This is a genomic window from Nocardia nova, from assembly GCF_002933465.1.
Taxonomy (GTDB): domain Bacteria; phylum Actinomycetota; class Actinomycetes; order Mycobacteriales; family Mycobacteriaceae; genus Nocardia; species Nocardia nova_B.
In genome coordinates, this window is sequence record NZ_PSZE01000012.1 from 1 (window position 1) to 17,558 (window position 17,558).

Genomic DNA, 17,558 nt, shown 5'->3' on the forward strand with positions numbered 1-17,558 from the left:
CGACCTGCTCGGGCGCCACCCCACCACGCTCCAGCGCCGCCTTGATGGCGAAACCACCCAGATCCGACCCGGAGAACCCGGACAACCCACCAAGCAACCGACCCACCGGAGTACGGGCGCCGGAAACAATCACAGAAGTAGCGATACTAGGCATTCTCACGTTCCTTCAATTCGATTGTCAGCTCGGCATCGGTTGCTGCTGTGATTTGTTCGACTGTGACATCAGGCGCCAGTTCGCGAAGCACAAGGTCGCCGTCTTCGACGTCGATCACACCGAGATCGGTGATGATCCGTTGCACGACAGCCTTTCCCGTCAACGGGAGCGTGCACTGTTCGACGATCTTGGCGCCGCCATCGCGGTCGGTGTGTTCCATCACCACGATGACGCGCCGGGCACCGTGCACCAGATCCATGGCACCACCCATGCCCTTGACCATCTTGCCCGGCACCATCCAGTTGGCCAGATCCCCGTGTCGAGAAACCTGCATACCACCCAGAACCGCGGTATCGATGTGCCCACCGCGAATCATGCCGAACGACAATGCCGAATCGAAGAACGCCGCCCCGGGATTCACCGTCACGGTTTCCTTACCCGCATTGATGAGATCCGGGTCGACCTCGGCCTCAGCCGGATACGGACCGGTGCCCAGAATGCCGTTCTCCGAATGGAGCACCACCTTCACCTGGTCGGGAAGGTGGTTGGGGATCAACGTCGGCAACCCGATCCCCAAGTTCACATATTCGCCATCGATCATCTCGGCCGCAGCACGCGCGGCCATCTGTTCCCGTGACCAGCTCACGCCGATACCGTCCTTTTCTCGATTCGCTTGTCCTGCAACCCGGTATGCACCACGCGCTGGACGAAAACGCCCGGCAGATGAATCTGCGAGGGATCGAGCTCGCCGGGCTGAACAAGCTTCTCGACCTGCGCGATGGTGACGCGTCCGGCCATCGCCGCCAGGGGGTTGAAGTTCATCGCGGTCTTGTTGAACACGAGGTTGCCTTCGGTATCACCGATTGCCGCATGCACGAGGGCGAAGTCAGCGACGATTGAATTCTCGAGCACGTAGATCTTGCCGTCGAACTCGCGGGTCTCCTTGGGCGGCGATGCGATCGCGACCGAACCGTCAGCCTTGTAACGCCACGGCAATCCGCCGTCGGAGATCGGTGTACCGACACCGGCCGGCGTGTAGAACGCAGGGATCCCAGCACCACCGGCACGCATCCGTTCGGCCAGCGTCCCCTGCGGGGTCAGCTCCACCTCGAGTTCGCCCGACAGATACTGACGGGCGAATTCCTTGTTCTCACCGACATAGGATGCGGTAACCCGACGAATCCGACCGGCTGACAAGAGGATTCCCAGCCCCCAGTCGTCGACACCGCAATTGTTGGAGAACACCTCCAGTCCGGTGACCCCACGTGCGGCTAGGGCGCCGATCAGCGCGGTCGGGATACCGCACAGGCCGAATCCGCCTACTGCGAGCGACGCTCCGTCCGGGATGTCTGCGACAGCCTCGGCCGCAGACCCGTACACACTCATCACCACTTCGGAACCGCACCTTTCGTCCACTATTTGAACGTCGTTTCGCTCCGGATAGTGAACATCTTCCTGGTTCTATAGGGAAGAAGCGCGCCGAAAGTGTTCGCCAACCGATCGATTCATCGGCAGCGTGTTCACTTAATGAACGCGCCGCCTATGATTGTGAGATGGCTGATACGACGCAGCAGAGCTCTCACGTGGTCGAGCGCGTAGCGCGCCTGTTGCGAGCCCTCGGTGCGCGCGGACCCGTCGGCGCGTCGACGACGGAACTGGCAACCGCGACCGGGCTGGCCCGTCCCACAGCCCACAGATTGCTGGTCTCACTGGCAGAAGAGGGACTGGCCGATAGAGACGCAAAGACCGGCCTCTGGTCGCTCGGACCAGAGCTGTACTTGCTCGGCGCCGCAGCAGCGAACCGCTATGACATTACCGACCAGGCCCGCGACATCATCGACCAGGTCGCACGACTGACAGGGGAGAGTACCTTCCTCTCGGCACACCGGGGCGACGAGACCGTCTGCATCCTCAGTCGTGAGGGTAGTTTTCCGCTGCGCTCGCACGTTCTCCACGAAGGTATCCGGTTCCCGCTGGGGGTGGCCTCGGCAGGATTGGCGATTTTGAGTCATTTGCCGGCCCGGGAGATCGATGAGTATCTCGCAGCTACCGATCTGATTCCTGCTTGGGGTGAACTTCACTCAGAGAAGTCCATCCGTGAACGCATCGAGACCACTCGGGCCCAGGGATACGCCGTCAATCCGGCGCTGATAGTCGAGGGAAGCTGGGGGATCGGGGCCGCAGTCTTCGACCGATCGGGACGTCCCTCTTGGGCACTGAGCGTGACAGGTGTCGAGACCCGCTTTCGAGAGCCGAGACGAACGGAGTTGGGCGCACTGTTGCTCGAACATGCCCATCGACTGTCAGGCCGCCTCAAGTCGGGGTAGTACACGAATGGGTCAGCTGGTTCAACGACTCCCGGCTGATGCACCGGCTCGGCCGCCGACCGCCGGTTCCTTCCGGCGAACCGTTTCCGAACACCACCTGCAGATCGGCCGGTCTGGCGTGTGCCGGACCGGCCGAGAAAGGACCAGCTTGCGATGACCACGCCGACCCGCGCCACCGGCACTGAACGAGAACTGCTCGAGACCATGCTCGACCAGGCACGCGCCGACCTCATCGGCACAGTGCGCGGCCTGTCCGAGACCGACGCCAGAACTCGGCTCGTCCCCTCGCTGACAACGCCGATAACCCTGATCAAACACGCCACGTTCGCCGAACGAATGTGGTTCCAGCGCACGCTCGGACGGCTCACCGACGAGGACTGCGACGGCCCGTTGTGGGCGCACGGAGGGTTCGAGGTGGGCGATGACGAGACCATGACCGAGGTGATCGTGGAGTTCGAACGCGCAAGCGCCCGAGCCAGGTCTATCGCAGCACGGATTCCCCTCGACGAGGCCCGCGAGCATCCACACACGGCACGTCTCGTCAGCCTTCGCTGGATCTATGTGTTCATGATCGCCGAGTTCGCCCGGTACGCCGGTCACGCAGACATCCTGCGCGAACAGATCGAGGCCCGATGACCGCGTCCTGATGACCCGACCAGGCTGGGATCGTTGGAATTTCCGCGTTGATAGACGTCTCGCACACTCTCTTTCACGAGACGCATTCCGAGGCAAGGTCTCTCGCAGGCAGGACCTGTAGCGCATGCTGTGTACGCGGACGGATCGCCCCACCACCCTTGTAGCGTCGCTGGCCGACACCGAGAAATGGGGAGTTGTCATGAGACGCAGAGGGTTACGACGACATATCGCCGCAGTCGCGGCCGCGATGGTGGCCTTCACGGTGGCTGTCGGCGTAGCGGAAGCAGCCCCTTCGCAAAGCCCTGTGGTGGTGAATCTGCCTGCCCCGACAGGTTCTTATCCGGTCGGTGTCACTGAGTGGTACCTGAACGATGTCGACCGCGCGGATCCGTGGACATCGGGACACCGTGAACTGATGGTGCAGGTCTGGTACCCCGCCGCCGACCAGTCGGCGGGACCGACTGCGGAATGGATGCCGCCCGGCGGCCGGGAAGCACAAGCCGAGTACCTCACCGAACTCGGGGTCCCCTCTGGCAGTTGGGCTCTCGCACCCAGCCACAGCAGGCGCGACGCACCCGCCCGCGCCGGCGGACAACCGTTCCCGGTGCTGCTGAACTCACCCGGTATGGACGACACGACCGGATGGAGCACTGCTCAAGCCGAAGACCTCGCCAGTCACGGCTATATCGTGGTCGCGATCAACCACACCCACGAAGCGTTCGCGGTGCAGTTTCCCGACGGCCACACCGAACGCACTCGGGTGCCACTGGATTCGCCGCAACACGTCCTTCCTGATCTACTGCTGCCGACCAGGGTTGCCGACACGCGGTTCGTCCTCGACCAGTTGACCGTTGCCGCCGAACACCCGGGTCGCGCTGACCTTCCGCAGCATCTGGCCGAGGATCTCGACCTGTCGAAGGTGGGGATGTTCGGTCACTCGCTGGGTGGGTCGACGACCGTGCAGGCGATGCGCGACGACCCCCGTGTCCGGGCCGGTGTCGATCTGGATGGGCCGATCCTGGGCTCGGTCGCCGCCGCTGGGCTCGACCGTCCGTTGCTGATGCTGGCCAGCGACACCTCACCCTGGTTCGGTCACCCGGGCTGGGAACCGCGCTGGGCATCCAACACCGGGGTGAAGATCCCGCTGCGCATCGCAGGAACCCAGCACATGTCGTTGTGCGACCAACAAGTGATCCTGCCGCAACTGGCCGCGGCCGGCCTGCTCGAACCCGCCGAGACGGCCGAGGCAGTGGGCACTATCGACGCGGCCCGTTCGATCGATCTGCAACGGGCATACCTGCTGGCATACTTCGACGCCAACTTCAATCGGTCCGGCGCCGACATTCCTCAAACGCTCGCCAGGCTCGCTCAGCCAGAGATGCTTCCTCACCCCTGAAACACCCGCCAGCAGCCATCGGAGCCACAGACATTCTCAGGCGGCCTGCTCACTGGCATCTTCGTACGGCCTCTCACATGATGCCGCACAAGATGTCAGTGTTCCTAGCTGGGGAGACGGCCTACCAACAGATCAACCAGGTAGGTCTCCTCGATGGTGTCATCCGGGAAAGCGGTGCTGAGCAACCTGTGTTCCTCGGCGAGAAAGGTGCGCCATCGGTTTTCGTCGAGAACGAGCAACGCTGAGCGGCTACTGATGTTGGCCAGATGTGTGTCGAGTGAAACTGTGCGGGACCATTGCATCCGGCGGCGCGCGACTCGCAGACCTGTCAGGCCCGCGAGTCGGATCGCTTCGGCGTCGTCGGGGCGCGCGGCGGGTTTGGGTTTCGTCCCGCTGTAGTGGGCGATGCGCAGGTGCTGCGCGTGGATCCATGGGACGTCGAAGGTCGTGGTGTTCCACCAGATCGCCAGTGCACCGTCGCTACGCAGGACGCGCAGCGCCTCGGGCACCGAGACCGCCGGGTCGGTCCAGTGCCAGGACTGTGCGTAGGTGAGGAAGTCGTGAGAGGTATCGGCCAGCGGGAGAGCATTGCCGTCTCCGCGCACGACCGGCACCCCCGGAACCTCCCGGCGACACTGGGCGGCCATCTCCGCACCGGGCTCGACCGCTGTGACCTCGGCTCCCCGCCCACACAGCAGCGCCGTGGCGATCCCGGTGCCGGCGCCGATATCGGCGACGCGCGCACCCGTCAAACTGCGACCAGCGAACTCTTCGATCGCGTCGAAAAGCTCAGGCGGATAGGAAGGTCGACTGGCCGCGTACTCGGCAGCGGCCATATTGAAAGACTGGGCACGCGAACTGGTCGTCATTTACACCATCATCGACCCACCCGGCGACATTTCGAACGCCATGCTCTACTGATCACTGGCCAGGCCATTCTGCACGGCCAGCGGCGTCAGCCCGCCGGAGCCACCAAGATCATCAGCACAGTCAGTGGGCGAGCCAGGTGAGGGCGTTGTGGATGTAGTCCCGTTTTGCGGGGCTGCTGCGGTGTCCGGACCGGTCGCAGACGAACAGTTCGGCGCCGGGCCAGGCGGTGGCCAGTTCGTATGCGGTCTCCACAGGGCAGCTGAGGTCCAGGCGGCCGTGTACCAGGACGCCGGGGATGTCGGCCAATGCGCTGGCGTTGTGGATCAGTTCGCCGTCTTGCAGCCAGCCGTAGTTGGCGTAGAAGTGTGCGCAGATACGTACCATGGCGAGCAGGTCGTCGGTGAGGGGACCGCTGAACGCGGACGGTTTCGCGCCGGGCTCGATCGACAGAACCGTTTCCTCCCATCGGGCCCATTCTGCGGTCGCCTGTTGCCGTATGTCTCGGTCCGGGTGCCCGAGAAGCCGGTCGTAGGCGGCCACGACGTGCTCGCCGCCACCGGCGCCGGCGACGAATCGCTGGTACTGCTCGGGGAAGAAGCGCGCCACTCCGCCGTAGAGCCAGTCGATCTCCCGGCGGCGGGTTGTCGTGATCGCCGACAGCACGATCGCGGATACCCGGTGGGGATATCGCTGCGCATAGGCCAGCGCCAAGGTGCAGCCCCAGGAACCGCCGCGCAGGAGCCAGCGGTCGATGCCCAAGTGTTCGCGCAGTTTCTCGAGGTCGGCAACCAGATGGGCGGTGGTGTTGAGCCGCATGTCGGTGGCGGGGTCCGCGGCGGTGGGGGTGCTGCGTCCGCAGCCTCGCTGGTCGTAGAGGACGATCCGGTAGAGGTTCGCGTGGTCGCTGTCTCGCATGGCCGCGTTGCAGCCTTGGCCGGGGCCACCGTGCAGCAGCACCAGCGGCTTGCCGTTCGGGTTGCCGCAGGTCTCCCAATAGATTTGGTTGCCGTCCCCGGCATTCAGCATTCCGCTCGCGTACGGCTCGGTCATATCGGCGGTCCTGTTCAGTACGGTGGACTGGAGGCGGGTTTGTGCAGGTTCGCGTTGCGGTCCGTCGGCGCTATTCAGTCGAGCGCAACAGCTCTTGCACGTGCGAGAGGGCCCGGTCCAGTGTTTTCGGTTCGGGGTGAAGTCCGGTGATGATCTGGTCGAGCTCACGCAGGCCTGCTCGGTGGAGGAGCCGTTTCTCGTTGGTGATCCATTCGCCGCGTGCGGCGAGCACGGCGTGTGCGGTTTGCATGCCCGCCGTGGCGATCGCGCCGGCGATTTCGGTGATGTGGCCGCGTGGGATGTAGGCGTTGCGGGCGTATCGCAGTGTCTGTTCGGCCTTGTCGCGCCAGATCGGTGGGGCGGCGGCGCGCAGGGCCTGTGGGTACTGCGGTCGTGGGAGTTGGCCGCGCAGGATCTTGGTGAGGGCCAGTTCTGCGACCAGTAGGTAGCTGGGGATCCCGGCCAAGTGGAACATCAGTGGTTCCCAATGGAACCGGCCGTGGTGTGCTTCGGCGATTTCGTGTTCGACGACGTCGAGGTCGCGGTAGTGGATGTCGGTGGCCCGGCCGTCGATGGTGAGCCAGGCACCGCCGTTGAATATGCCACCTCCCCAGGCGCCGACCTCGGAAACGGTCCCAGGCCAGCCGATCTGACGCAGTCGGTCGGGTGAGAAGGAGCCGCGGTAGTAGATGGCAAAGTCCCAGTCGCTGTCGGGAGTATGGGTGCCGGTGGCGCGGGAGCCGCCGAGGGTTACTGCCTGCACGGCGGGTAGGGCGGCCAGGTGTGTGGCGACAAGATCGCAGAATTGTTCGTCGGTCATGAGATCTCCATGGCGGATAGTCGACGGGACGGCGCCGGAGCGTGGGCTCGAACGGTGCCGGAGGTACCGGGGTGGTCGGATTCGTCGTCACGCCATGGTTTCGACCGTACCTCGCCGACCCGGCGGTCGCTGCCGGGCGTCACGTCCGATCCCGCAGCGCAGCGCATGATCCTGTGCCGGCGGCGCTGTGCGTGAAGGTGTCGCCCAGGGCCGGGACCTCGATCGCCTGTGTGGCCAGATGACCTCGGTGAGCGCGCGGCAAACGGTGAAGACGCAGCGGAAGTGGTAGCGTTGCCCGCGATTTCCCGGCTGGACACGGTGCCGGCGTGAGATGACCAGTGGGCAGGGCTCCCTCGCCGGCACCGGGCCTTCCGGTCCCTCGATTCCCCGGCTCAATGAGGAAGTCAAGGGCACAACAAGCCGGTTGGGCAAACCGGCCCGCGGAAACCATGGCACACACCAAACATCGGCGAACGCGCCGCCCCGACAGCGTGTGATGTTGTGGCGCTCCACAACTTATCGCATCACCCTGGGCGAGGAAACCCGCGTCCGGCAACTTCACAGCCACGAAATCGACGGTGCGGCTGCGTGTATCGCCTGTGGGATCCAATCGGCCATCTTCTATGGTCAGCGAGCAGGGCCGCGGCCGACCGAGCCGTCGGGGCCCTGCTCGCTGTTCGATGTGACGGCCAGGCAACCCGTTAACCGGCAACAGGGCAGTGCTGAGGCATGAGCAGTAAGCGGGGGGCTTCACCGCAGCGGTTCCGATAACCTTTCAGTGAGAACGGACACATGTATCCGTTTTTGTGTTCTGCCTCATAGTCGCCGGGCTGTTGCTGCGCATACCCTCTCGGGTCGGGCTCGTGAGTAGCCCCGGGCCTGGCGACATGGCTACCCCCGGTGTTCCGCGGAGCCCGAAGGAGGTCGGAACAATCTCCGACTCACCACTCCGGTCCCGCTCGCGCGGAGTGAGACCGTGGAGAAAGCGCGGCTCCCCCGGGCCCCGACACCCCTTGCCGGGGGAGCCGCCGCGACCCTGCTGCGGCTCAGCTCACTCGTCGGCCGCGCGGGTTGGCCGGTTCATGGACGGGAGGGTGGTGATCGTGGTCGCGTTGAGTCTTACCGAGAGGGCGCTGGCGGCGCGTGCCGCGATCGCAGCCGCGTTCGGTCTATGTAGCTGTGATCTCGACGTCGGGCTGTTCCCGCCCGGGGTCGGCGCCGGTCGCGGATTCTTCAGCATTACCTTCGCGCCCCACACCCCGGCGGGTGAGTACCTGGCCGTCGTCATGTACGACGCTCTGGGCTGGCATTACCGCTGCCGTGACGAGGATGCCGGCACATGGCATGAGACCGGGCTGTCAGCCGGGACCGACGCCGCTACCGCCGCACGCTGGCTCAGCGACTGGTTCGACGCCGGAGACCGCTATCGCCGTCGCGTTTGAAGGTTTGGTCCGGGCTTGGCCCCGCGAGTTCCGCTCATGCCGGCGGGCCCGGCACCGCTCAGCATAGTGGCGGAGGCCGGTGCGTCGTCGCGCGCCGCCACGACGAAAGACCACTCTGGAAGAGGTGCGAGCCCGTGACGCGGAGATCGGGCACACTTACATAGCGACCCTCGACCCACTCTCCCACGGGTCGGATTCGATCGCCGAGGTGGCCGAAGCGCTCGTCGCGTTGACGGGACAACCCATCCTTTCGCGCGAGCGGTCCGGCCCCCGGCGTCACGGTGCCCACAGTGACAGTAATCCGGCGATATGAACACGCATCTGACGCGGGTTCACCCATCTGCCTGTTGGATCAGCGATTCTGTTGTCGTCGGCTCACAAGGTCAGCGCACGGTTGTCGACCAGCTTCTTGAAGTCCGAACCCGATTCGATCAGGCCCCATTTGAGCAGCCAGCGGTAGGTCTGGTCGAACTGTTCGGGTGCGTAGGGCTGCGGGTCGGCGAAGCGCAGTCGCCAGGTGCTGATGTCCGACTCATCCAGGCTGCCCAGGTCTTCGGGAATCTCGTCGGTGAAGTAGTGCAGGTATGGCGTGATGTCATCGTTGATGTCGGCGACGGCCCGGCGGACAGCGCGGTCGATCGCGGCGTACACCTCGGGATCGACTGTCTCGTCGGCGATTTCGGCTCCGGCATAAAACGCCTCCGCGATCAGTCGGTACCCCTGCTTCAGCGCGAGGCTGATGAAGGGCTCCATCAGGGCCACGGCTTCGACGGTACCGTCGCGCAGCGCCTTGTATCGGTCGGCCGGACCTCCCACGTGTACGACCTTCAGTTCCTCGGGGTCGATGAAACCCTCGAGAGTCTGGATCGCGAGGTAATGGGAGCCGTGGTGGAAGTTCACGGCGACCTGCTTGTTGCGCAGGCCTTGCGGGTGCAGGACATCGGAGTCCGGGCGCACGAAGATCGCCTGGCTGGCGATCGCCGCTCGCTGGGTCACGATCTGGCCGCCGCGACGCGAATCCTGCGCTCGCCGAACCTGTCCCCATTCGCAGGCGCGATAGAGCGAGACCTCTCCGTCTTCGAAGCCGCGGGACAGTCCCCCGAACGAGCTCACCAGGTGATGATCTTCGATCGGCTTGACGCTGGCGTTGTAGGCGCCGGGAGCGACGAGTTCGAGGTCAACGCCCTCGTCGAGAAAGTAGCCCTTCTCGAGGCCGACCAGGTACGGGAGTGTGAAGATCGCCCCGGTTCGCACGCTGGTGATCTTCGGCAGGGGCGCCTTGGTGGTGTCGTCGGTGGTCATCGGATCGTTCCTTTCGTGGGATGTTGCCGACCTCGGATGCGGTCGTGTTCGGGGTCGCGGCGAACCAGCGATTCGCTGCGAAGAGTGCGAGTACGCCCAGAACTGCGGTGGCGGCGTAGGCCATTCGCATTCCGGAGGTGAAGTCGTGTGCGGAGACGGGGTTCGGCCGCGCGAGCAATCCCGCTACCGATACGGTCACCGCGCCGAGCGTGGCCGTGCCCAGATTCATGCCGACCTGCCGCGACGTGCTGGTGATCGCGCTCGCCGAGCCGGCGCGTTCGCGCGGCAGCGCGGCCACGGCCGAGGACGTCGAGGGCGGGTTCGCCATTCCCATCCCGATTCCCAGAAGGGCGAAAGGGACCAGTATCCAGCCGATAGGTGCTGTCGTCGATGCCGCGAGCGCCAGCGACACCATTGCGGTGATCAGGAAGAGGTAGGCGAGCAGGACGGGTCGTCGCGGACCGTGCCGGCCGAGCAGCACCCCGCAGACCTTCGCGGCGACGAGGGTGCCGGCGGTGAGCGGTAATGCCATCAGTCCGGCTTCCCACGGGGACAATCCACGCACTTGCTGGAGGTAGAGGGTGTTGACGAAGTTCATCCCGGTGAGACAGAAATAGGCGAACCCCGCCGTCAGCACGGCACCACGCAACTGCGGCCGATGGAATACGCGCAGGTCGAGCACCGGATCGGCGGCTCGCCTCTCCACCCACACCACGATCATCATCGACACCGCGGCCGCGATCACCGCTGCGATCGTTGGCGCCGACAGCCAGCCGGTGCGTGCGCCACCGGACAGCGCGAAGGTCATGCAGAACAGCGTCACGGCGATGGACACGTGACCGGCCGGATCGATCCGCCGCCGCAGCCGTGGCACCGGAGACTCCGGCACCCACCGCAGGCCGATCGCGACGAGCGCCGCGAACGGCAGGCAGATGAGAAAGACACTGCGCCACCCGACGGCCGCGACCAGCACTCCGCCGATGATCGGCCCGACCGCAGTCGATACGCCGGCGGTCGCGCTCCACGAACCCAGCGCTCTGCTGCGCGCGACCGAATCCTGGAACACCCCGGTGAGCAGCGAGATCGAGGCGGGAGTCATCAGAGACCCGCCGATGCCCTGTAGCACCCGCCACACGACGAGTTCGGCGAAGCCGGATGAGGCGAAGCAGAGCATAGAGGCGGCGCCGAACAGGATCACGCCGATCCCGAAGATCCGCCGCGGACCGTAGCGGTCGGCGAGCGAGCCTCCGAGGAACAGTGTGCTGCCGCGAGCCAGAGCATTGGCCACCACGACCCACTGCAGACCGGCCACGTCCAAGCCGAGATCCTGTTGCAGCGACGGTAGTGCGACGACGAGCGCGGAGGTGTCGAGGGAGGAGAGGAACAGACTCGAACAGCAGGCCAGCAGCGCGGTCCGTGGATATCGCACGGTCTGGGCGGCCTCCAAGGTACTCAACTCAGGCTTTCGTAGACCGGCCGCTCCGTGGTGCGAGACAGCAGGCCGATCCGGAGGGCGACCTGGATCTGTTTGTCCATATTGGTGAACAGGCTTTGATCCCAGGTGGACGGATAGATGTCTCGGAGCCGCTCGGGCAACAACGCGATGGCGGCCTCTTCCTTGGCGGGTATGCCGAATGCTTCATGGTGTTTCGCCAGCAATGAGGGATCAGAGGTGATCTTCGCGTTGACTTCCGAGCGCAGCGCGACGAATTTCGCGGCCGTATCGCGGTTGCGTTCCAACCACGGCCGGTTGAAGCCCGTACCGTTGAGAAAAAGCGGGTTCGAGTCCCCCGTTCCCCTCTGCCATAGCTCGGAGACGGTCGTGATCTGCCGGTTGCCCTGTGCGACAAGGCGAGTGGCGTTGGGTTCGATCGCGATGATCGCGTCGAGGTCGCCTCGTTCGTACAGGGCCAGGTTGGCGACCGGCTGGCCGGGGAAGATCCGGAACTCACGTTCGAAATTGATTCCGTTGACCGCCAAGGCCAGTGCGGCCGCCTTGTAGGTGTCCGAACCCGCGGGCTGGACACCGACGCGCTTACCTCGCAAATCCTCCACGGAACCGAATGCGCTGTCCGCGGGAACGATCCACCGTCCGTGGTTCCAGAGCTGTGGTCCCACGATCACCACATCGTGGCCGGAGATATTGGCCTCGGTGGCGCCGAGCGGTCCGAAGGCGAAGGTGTCGAGCAGACCGGTCAGCAAATTCTCCTGCCCGGTGCCGACACCGCCGCCGCCGTTGCGGACCAGGCTGAGCCCGTACTTGGTCGCGAGCCCCGCCTCGTCGATGATCGGATCTGTCACTGCCCCTGCTGTCCCGGACTGCACGGCGCCGACCTTGATCGGTTGCAGCGGTTTGCCGTTCGCGTCGACCGCGGCGGTCGTGGTGTCACCACACGCGACGAGTAGCGAGGTCAGACCGAGCCCGCCGCCGATCAGCGCGGCGCCGGCTCGGAGAGCCTGCCGGCGGGTAACAGCGGGCCCTGAGGCCGATTCGCGAGTGAATATGTTGCCACGTGGTGCGGACACGGGTTTCCCGTTTCTGGATCAGGAGAGATGGGTGATGATGTCGCGATGCAGGTCGAACAAGGTGGAGTCCTCGGTCGATCTCGGACGGGGGATTGTGACGCGGATGTCCTGCACGATTCGCGCCGGGCGGTCGGCGAGCACGACGATCCGGTCGGACAGGAAAGCCGCTTCGAGCGTGTTGTGGGTGACCAGCAATCCGGTGACGGAGCGTTCGGTGAGCAAGGTCTGCAACAGAAGTCGCAACTTGCGGCTCGTGAGTTCGTCGAGCGCGCTGAACGGTTCGTCGAAGAGGATGATGTCCGGATCGACGGCGAACGCCCTTGCCACCGCCGCCCGCTGGCGCTGCCCACCGGACAGGACCGAGGGGTAGGCTTCGGAGTATTCGCTCAAGCCGACCGCGTCGATGATGTCCGGCACGGCGGCTACGCTCTGACCGGCCGATTTCGCGGCGATTTCGATATTCTTGGCGACGCTGAGCCAGTCCAGAAGCCGCGGCTGCTGAAAGACCATTCCCGTACGGGCCGGCGCGGCATTCGCGCCTACCCGGATCACGCCGCTGTCTGCTGTCTCGAGTCCGGCCACCAAATGCAGCAGCGTCGTTTTGCCGGTGCCCGATGCGCCCACCAGGGATACGAGCTCACCCGGCGCCACCTCTAGCGAGAAGTCCTCGAAGACCGTCTGGACGGTGTTGTTCTTCTTGCTCACAAAGGACTTGGAGATGTTGCGAAGTCCGATTCCGGCGCTCATACCGCGGACTCCTTGCGCCAGCGAGACACTCGTCGTTCCAGCGTCTGGAGGATGCCGTACTCGATCGCCGTCATGACGAGCGCGAAGGCGATGGTCCAGGCGAGTACCGAGGCCACATTGTGGTTGGAGAACTCCAGGTTGAGTTGATATCCGACGCCGTCGGCCATGCCGAATATCTCGACCAGCACGATCACCTTCCAGGCCAGGGCTATTCCCAGCCGCGCGCCGGTGAACAGCGACGGCGCCAGGGCAGGCAGCCAGATTCGCCGCAGGCGCGTCCACACGCTGAAGTGGTACACATGGGCCATCTCGTGCAACTGAGGGTCGACATCGCGGACGCCCTGCGTGATGTTGACGATCAGCGCGGGTGCGGCCGCGAGAGCCACGGCCAGGATCGGATTGACGACGCTGATGCCGAACCAGATCACGCACAGCAGTGCCTTCACCAAACCCGGCGTCGCCAACCCCAACAACACCGCGGGCTCGAGAAAACGCCGCACATATGTGTTGCGCCCCATGGCGATTCCGAGGATCACGGCGACGACGAAGGCCACCGCGAATCCGAGGAGTACGCGTGTCAGGGTCACCTCGAGATTCGCCCACAGCGAACCACCCCGCCACAGTTCCACCAACTCGTCGCCGATCGAGCCGAGCGATGGCATCAGCGGGGTGTCCCACCGTGCAGCCATGACATTCCATCCCACCGCGAGCAGGATGACCAGCGCCAACGGGGGAGCAACCACCCCGAGCAGGGCGGTAGCACGCGAGCGGGTGGTGGGTCGGCGGATGGAAGGCGTTCGCCCCGTTGGTTCGGCCTTGGGGTCAGCACTCAGCACGGTCATGTGAATCCGTTCGATCGGCCGGTGACGTGGATGCGTTGTCGGCGGAGCGGGGTGTGAATTGGGTGCCGGGCCTGCACCCGCCCGATGCGGGTCCGGAAGCCGGATCGACCAGATGCGCAGGCGCCGAGGCGATTCGACACTCGCGCCAATGGGTTACGGCCGGTGCGGCCTCGTCGCCGACGCGAGAAATTCCAGCCCGTCGCCGAGCGCGACGATCGTGGCCAGTTGCTCGGGTGGGAGCGTCGCGATCCGGTCCAGGATGATCTCGGTCAGTTGCCGGCGGCTGCGCATGAACAGCTCGCGGCCGGATTCGGTCACCTCGATCAAGTTGACCCGCGCGTCCGTATCCGAGGCCCGTCGGACGACGTCTCCGCATTCCTCGAGCTTGCGGACCGTCCGCGATACGCTCGCCGGATCCACCCCCTCGTGTGCCGCGAGTTCGGACATCGACAGCGGTCCGAATTTGACGATCGCCGCGAGAGCGCTGCGCGCGGACTGGTTGATTCCCGCACGGTCCATCATCCGGAATTGCCGTGCCACTTGAATGAGCGCGACCTGTACCCGCTCCACCGCCGCCACGAGTTCCTCGGGGGTGGTCGGCGAGTCGGGCGAGGGCATCGGCAGATCCTTCGGGTAGAGGCGTCCCGGATGGGATGACCTGCCACATTGTCGTCATCGTGCAGGTTCCCTTCGCTCGCAGGTGGCCGGATCTCACTGGAACCGGCGGCGAAAGATTAACAACAGTCAAGTAATAATCCGCTGTGGTCGGCGTGTGGGAAGGTTTGATCACCTCCCGTAGCCACTGCTCCGGGAATCAACATCGCCCCAGCTGGGGACAGCTTTTTCGGGATGTGGTTCGGTTGCTCGTCAGGCGTTGCGATCTGAGCGATTCAAATGTTCGGCACGGCTGCCGGACACTTGCCTACCGTCGCTCCGACATCGCCGCCGACGCCCCTCGCCCGGCTCGGATCGGGTAGCGCCGATGTCATCGACCACGATGGTCTGCTGGTAAGCGCATATTGCAGGCGGAAGTAGCCGCACTCGAGCTGGACGTTGTTCGGCTCTGCGATCGCCACCTGCAGCTCCGCCGCCGGCGCACCGTGTCGCGTCTCGCCCTCATCGGGACTTTGTTCTCTTCCGCCCCTCCTTGCATCGGTGGAGGGTGGAGAACTGCCGATACTCGAAGGGAGAAACCGATGACCACTGCCAAGCAAATCATGCATGAGGGTGCAACGTGGGTCTCACGGACCGATACCGTCGAGCACGCCGCCCGGCTCATGCGCCGGCTCGACGTCGGAGTTCTACCGGTCAGCGATGAGAACGAGCGGCTGTGCGGAATCATCACCGACCGCGACATCGTGGTGAAATGTCTCGCGACCGGGGGTGATCCGGCCACGGCGACATGCGCCTCCCTGTGTGAAGGGACGCCACGGTGGGTGGACGCCGACACGGATGTCCGGGCCGTTCTGCACGAACTGGAAGAGCGCCGGATCAAGCGCCTACCGGTGATCGAGAACAAGCGGCTGGTCGGCATGATCAGCGAAGCCGACATCGCGCGCCACCTCAGCGACGACGAGATCGCGAAATTCGTCGAAGGCGTCTACGCGGGCACCTGACGGCAGCGCACGGTGCCTGAGGATACCGGCGTCGTCGACGACCTCGGATTGTCGCCGGCGGCCCTGGCAACGGTCGCCGAACGGTACCTGCGGCGCGATGCGCGGGGCAGAATCTGTGAGTCGCCGGGCGGGATGATGGATCGGGTCGCTCGGTTCGTCGCCGGCGCGGAGGACGCTTACCGGGCCGGTAGCAGCGAATACTGGGCGCAGCGGTTCGCCCCACTGCTGCGCAGCCGCGAGTTCCTTCCGAATTCTCCGACGTTGATGAACGCCGGCACCGGGGACGGGGTTCTCTCCGGCTGCTTCGTCCTGCCACTGGAGGATTCGCTCGACTCCATCTTCACCACGCTGCGCACCGCCGCACTCCTGCATCGCTCGGGTGCCGGGACGGGATTCGCGTTCTCACATCTGCGCCCGCGCGGCTCGCGGATATCGACAGGAGGGTCGGCCAGCGGTCCGGTCTCGTTCATTCACCTGTTCGATACGGCGGCCCGGGTGATCCGTCTGGGCGGGCGGCGCCGGGCCGCCAACATGGCGGTGCTGCACGTCCGTCACCCGGATATCCGGGAGTTCGTGCACGCGAAGAGTGATACGACCGTGCTCCCGACGTTCAACCTGTCGGTGGCGGTGACCGACGAGTTCATGCGCGCGGCCGCCGAGGACCGCGCTCACCGCCTGATCGACCCCCACACCGGCACGACCGTCCAGGAGGTGTCGGCACGAGGTCTGCTGGCTGACATCGCCGAACAGGCCTGGCGCACCGGAGAGCCGGGCGTCCTGTTCCTGGATGCCGTCGCCCGAGCCGATCCTCTTCCCGAACTGGGTCCACTGGAGGCGACCAACCCGTGCGGCGAGGTCCCGCTCGCACCGTACGAATCCTGCAATCTCGGATCGGTCTGCCTGCCCCGACTCCTCGACGGCGACCACATCGACGAGGAACGCCTCGCCCGCGTGGTGCGTGAGGGTGTGCGCTTTCTCGACGACGTCATCGACGTCGCGGAGTATCCTGTGCCCGAACTCGGGGCCGCCGCACGCGCCACCCGAAAAATCGGCCTCGGCATCATGGGTCTGGCGGAAACACTTGCCGCACTCGACTTTCCGTATGACAGCGCGGCCGCAGTGGCTTTCACGGATCGATTGATGTCGCGCATCGCGCGGTGGGGACGGACCGCGTCCCAGGAACTCGCCGCCGAGCGGGGGGCATTCCCGCTGTTCGAACGGAGCATCCCGGCCCGGCAGAACGCGCCGCCGGTGCGCAATGCGCAGGTCACCTCCATCGCACCGACCGGAACCATATCCCTGATCGCCGGGGTGAGCGCGGGGATCGAGCCGCTGTTCGCGCTGGCCTACACACGCCATCTGATCGGTCGGCAATTCGATTGTGTCGAACCGCTTTTCGAGCAGGCCGCCATCGAACGCGGAGTCTGGTCGGAGGCGGTGGCGGCCGAGGTCGCCGCGACGGGTACCGCGGGCGCGAACCTTCCTGCCGATCTCCGTCGCCGGTTCCGCACGGCGCATCAGATCGCGCCGGTCTGGCATGTGCGTATGCAGACCGCGGTGCAGCGCCATACCGACGCCGCGGTCGCAAAAACCGTCAACATGGCGCCGGAATCGTCCGTCGCCGACGTCGAAGCCGTCTTCACGGAGGCGTGGCGGGCGGGAAACAAGGGTGTCACGGTGTATCGCTCCGGCAGCAGACCGGATCAGGTGCTGCGGTACCCGGAGGCGAGCAACGACACGGCTGTCATCGTGCACGGTGCGTACGGCGGAGGCACCGCGGTTCCGGAGCGCAGCGCGTGATGCTCGAAGGAGTTCGACTGTCCCGTGGGC

The 17,558-nt window shown here is 65.3% G+C and carries 16 protein-coding genes and 1 pseudogene; 6 read left to right on the forward strand and 11 right to left on the reverse strand.

Annotation, left to right across the window (positions count from 1 at the left end):
- The 3 genes and pseudogenes from C5E41_RS16230 to C5E41_RS16240 form a co-directional block, all read right to left on the reverse strand.
- Positions 1 to 154 (reverse strand): annotated as a pseudogene (locus C5E41_RS16230) (acetyl-CoA C-acyltransferase); the annotation flags it as partial.
- Entirely contained in the window at positions 147 to 779 is a 633-nt protein-coding gene (locus C5E41_RS16235; RefSeq protein WP_104376812.1) for a CoA transferase subunit B, read from the reverse strand. The gene C5E41_RS16235 and the pseudogene C5E41_RS16230, both read right to left, overlap by 8 nt.
- A gap of 17 nt (positions 780 to 796) precedes the next feature.
- Entirely contained in the window at positions 797 to 1,540 is a 744-nt protein-coding gene (locus C5E41_RS16240; RefSeq protein ID WP_104376811.1) for a CoA transferase subunit A, read from the reverse strand.
- Between the two features lie 167 nt (positions 1,541 to 1,707).
- On the opposite strand from C5E41_RS16240, the gene C5E41_RS16245 reads away from it, so the two are divergent.
- The 3 genes from C5E41_RS16245 to C5E41_RS16255 all read left to right on the forward strand — a co-directional run bounded on the left by C5E41_RS16245 (position 1,708) and on the right by C5E41_RS16255 (position 4,513).
- Positions 1,708 to 2,481, forward strand: a complete 774-nt coding sequence (locus tag C5E41_RS16245) for an IclR family transcriptional regulator (protein WP_104376678.1) — start codon at positions 1,708 to 1,710, stop codon at positions 2,479 to 2,481.
- A gap of 153 nt (positions 2,482 to 2,634) precedes the next feature.
- Positions 2,635 to 3,117 carry a DinB family protein gene (locus C5E41_RS16250; protein WP_104376679.1) on the forward strand — a complete coding sequence of 161 codons (483 nt, stop codon included), beginning with the start codon at positions 2,635 to 2,637 and terminating at the stop codon, positions 3,115 to 3,117.
- Positions 3,118 to 3,364: 247 nt separating this feature from the next.
- On the forward strand, positions 3,365 to 4,513 hold the full coding sequence (locus C5E41_RS16255) for an alpha/beta hydrolase family protein (RefSeq protein ID WP_368854168.1): 1,149 nt from the start codon (positions 3,365 to 3,367) through the stop codon (positions 4,511 to 4,513).
- Positions 4,514 to 4,617: 104 nt separating this feature from the next.
- On the opposite strand, the gene C5E41_RS16260 is transcribed toward C5E41_RS16255, so the two are convergent.
- The 3 genes from C5E41_RS16260 to C5E41_RS16270 form a co-directional block, all read right to left on the reverse strand.
- Positions 4,618 to 5,382, reverse strand: a complete 765-nt coding sequence (locus tag C5E41_RS16260; protein WP_104376681.1) for a class I SAM-dependent methyltransferase — start codon at positions 5,380 to 5,382, stop codon at positions 4,618 to 4,620.
- Positions 5,383 to 5,503: 121 nt separating this feature from the next.
- Positions 5,504 to 6,433 (reverse strand): prolyl aminopeptidase, encoded by a 930-nt coding sequence (gene pip / locus C5E41_RS16265; protein ID WP_104376682.1) that lies wholly within the window; start codon positions 6,431 to 6,433, stop codon positions 5,504 to 5,506.
- Between the two features lie 70 nt (positions 6,434 to 6,503).
- Complete coding sequence (locus tag C5E41_RS16270; protein WP_104376683.1) at positions 6,504 to 7,253, reverse strand: nucleotidyltransferase domain-containing protein; 750 nt, start codon at positions 7,251 to 7,253, stop codon at positions 6,504 to 6,506.
- Between the two features lie 1,094 nt (positions 7,254 to 8,347).
- Here C5E41_RS16270 and C5E41_RS16275 point away from each other — a divergent pair.
- Positions 8,348 to 8,695: a hypothetical protein gene (locus C5E41_RS16275; protein ID WP_146097573.1), complete on the forward strand. Its 348-nt coding sequence runs from the start codon at positions 8,348 to 8,350 to the stop codon at positions 8,693 to 8,695.
- A 1,177-nt stretch (positions 8,696 to 9,872) separates the two neighbouring features.
- On the opposite strand, the gene C5E41_RS16285 is transcribed toward C5E41_RS16275, so the two are convergent.
- From C5E41_RS16285 to C5E41_RS16300, 5 genes are all read right to left on the reverse strand, one after another.
- Positions 9,873 to 11,453 carry an MFS transporter gene (locus tag C5E41_RS16285; protein ID WP_181063272.1) on the reverse strand — a complete coding sequence of 527 codons (1,581 nt, stop codon included), beginning with the start codon at positions 11,451 to 11,453 and terminating at the stop codon, positions 9,873 to 9,875.
- On the reverse strand, positions 11,450 to 12,523 hold the full coding sequence (locus tag C5E41_RS33325; protein WP_146097574.1) for an ABC transporter substrate-binding protein: 1,074 nt from the start codon (positions 12,521 to 12,523) through the stop codon (positions 11,450 to 11,452). Before C5E41_RS33325 ends, C5E41_RS16285 begins: the two co-directional genes overlap by 4 nt.
- Before the next feature lie 18 nt (positions 12,524 to 12,541).
- Positions 12,542 to 13,270, reverse strand: a complete 729-nt coding sequence (locus C5E41_RS16290; protein WP_104376686.1) for an ABC transporter ATP-binding protein — start codon at positions 13,268 to 13,270, stop codon at positions 12,542 to 12,544.
- Positions 13,267 to 14,013: an ABC transporter permease gene (locus C5E41_RS16295; protein WP_219823175.1), complete on the reverse strand. Its 747-nt coding sequence runs from the start codon at positions 14,011 to 14,013 to the stop codon at positions 13,267 to 13,269. Before C5E41_RS16295 ends, C5E41_RS16290 begins: the two co-directional genes overlap by 4 nt.
- 252 nt (positions 14,014 to 14,265) lie before the next feature.
- Positions 14,266 to 14,730, reverse strand: a complete 465-nt coding sequence (locus C5E41_RS16300; protein ID WP_104376687.1) for a MarR family winged helix-turn-helix transcriptional regulator — start codon at positions 14,728 to 14,730, stop codon at positions 14,266 to 14,268.
- Between the two features lie 578 nt (positions 14,731 to 15,308).
- Between C5E41_RS16300 and C5E41_RS16305 the strand changes: the two genes are divergently transcribed.
- Positions 15,309 to 15,728 (forward strand): CBS domain-containing protein, encoded by a 420-nt coding sequence (locus C5E41_RS16305; protein ID WP_104376688.1) that lies wholly within the window; start codon positions 15,309 to 15,311, stop codon positions 15,726 to 15,728.
- Positions 15,729 to 15,740: 12 nt separating this feature from the next.
- Positions 15,741 to 17,528 carry an adenosylcobalamin-dependent ribonucleoside-diphosphate reductase gene (locus tag C5E41_RS16310; protein ID WP_104376689.1) on the forward strand — a complete coding sequence of 596 codons (1,788 nt, stop codon included), beginning with the start codon at positions 15,741 to 15,743 and terminating at the stop codon, positions 17,526 to 17,528.
- Positions 17,529 to 17,558 lie beyond the last annotated feature (30 nt).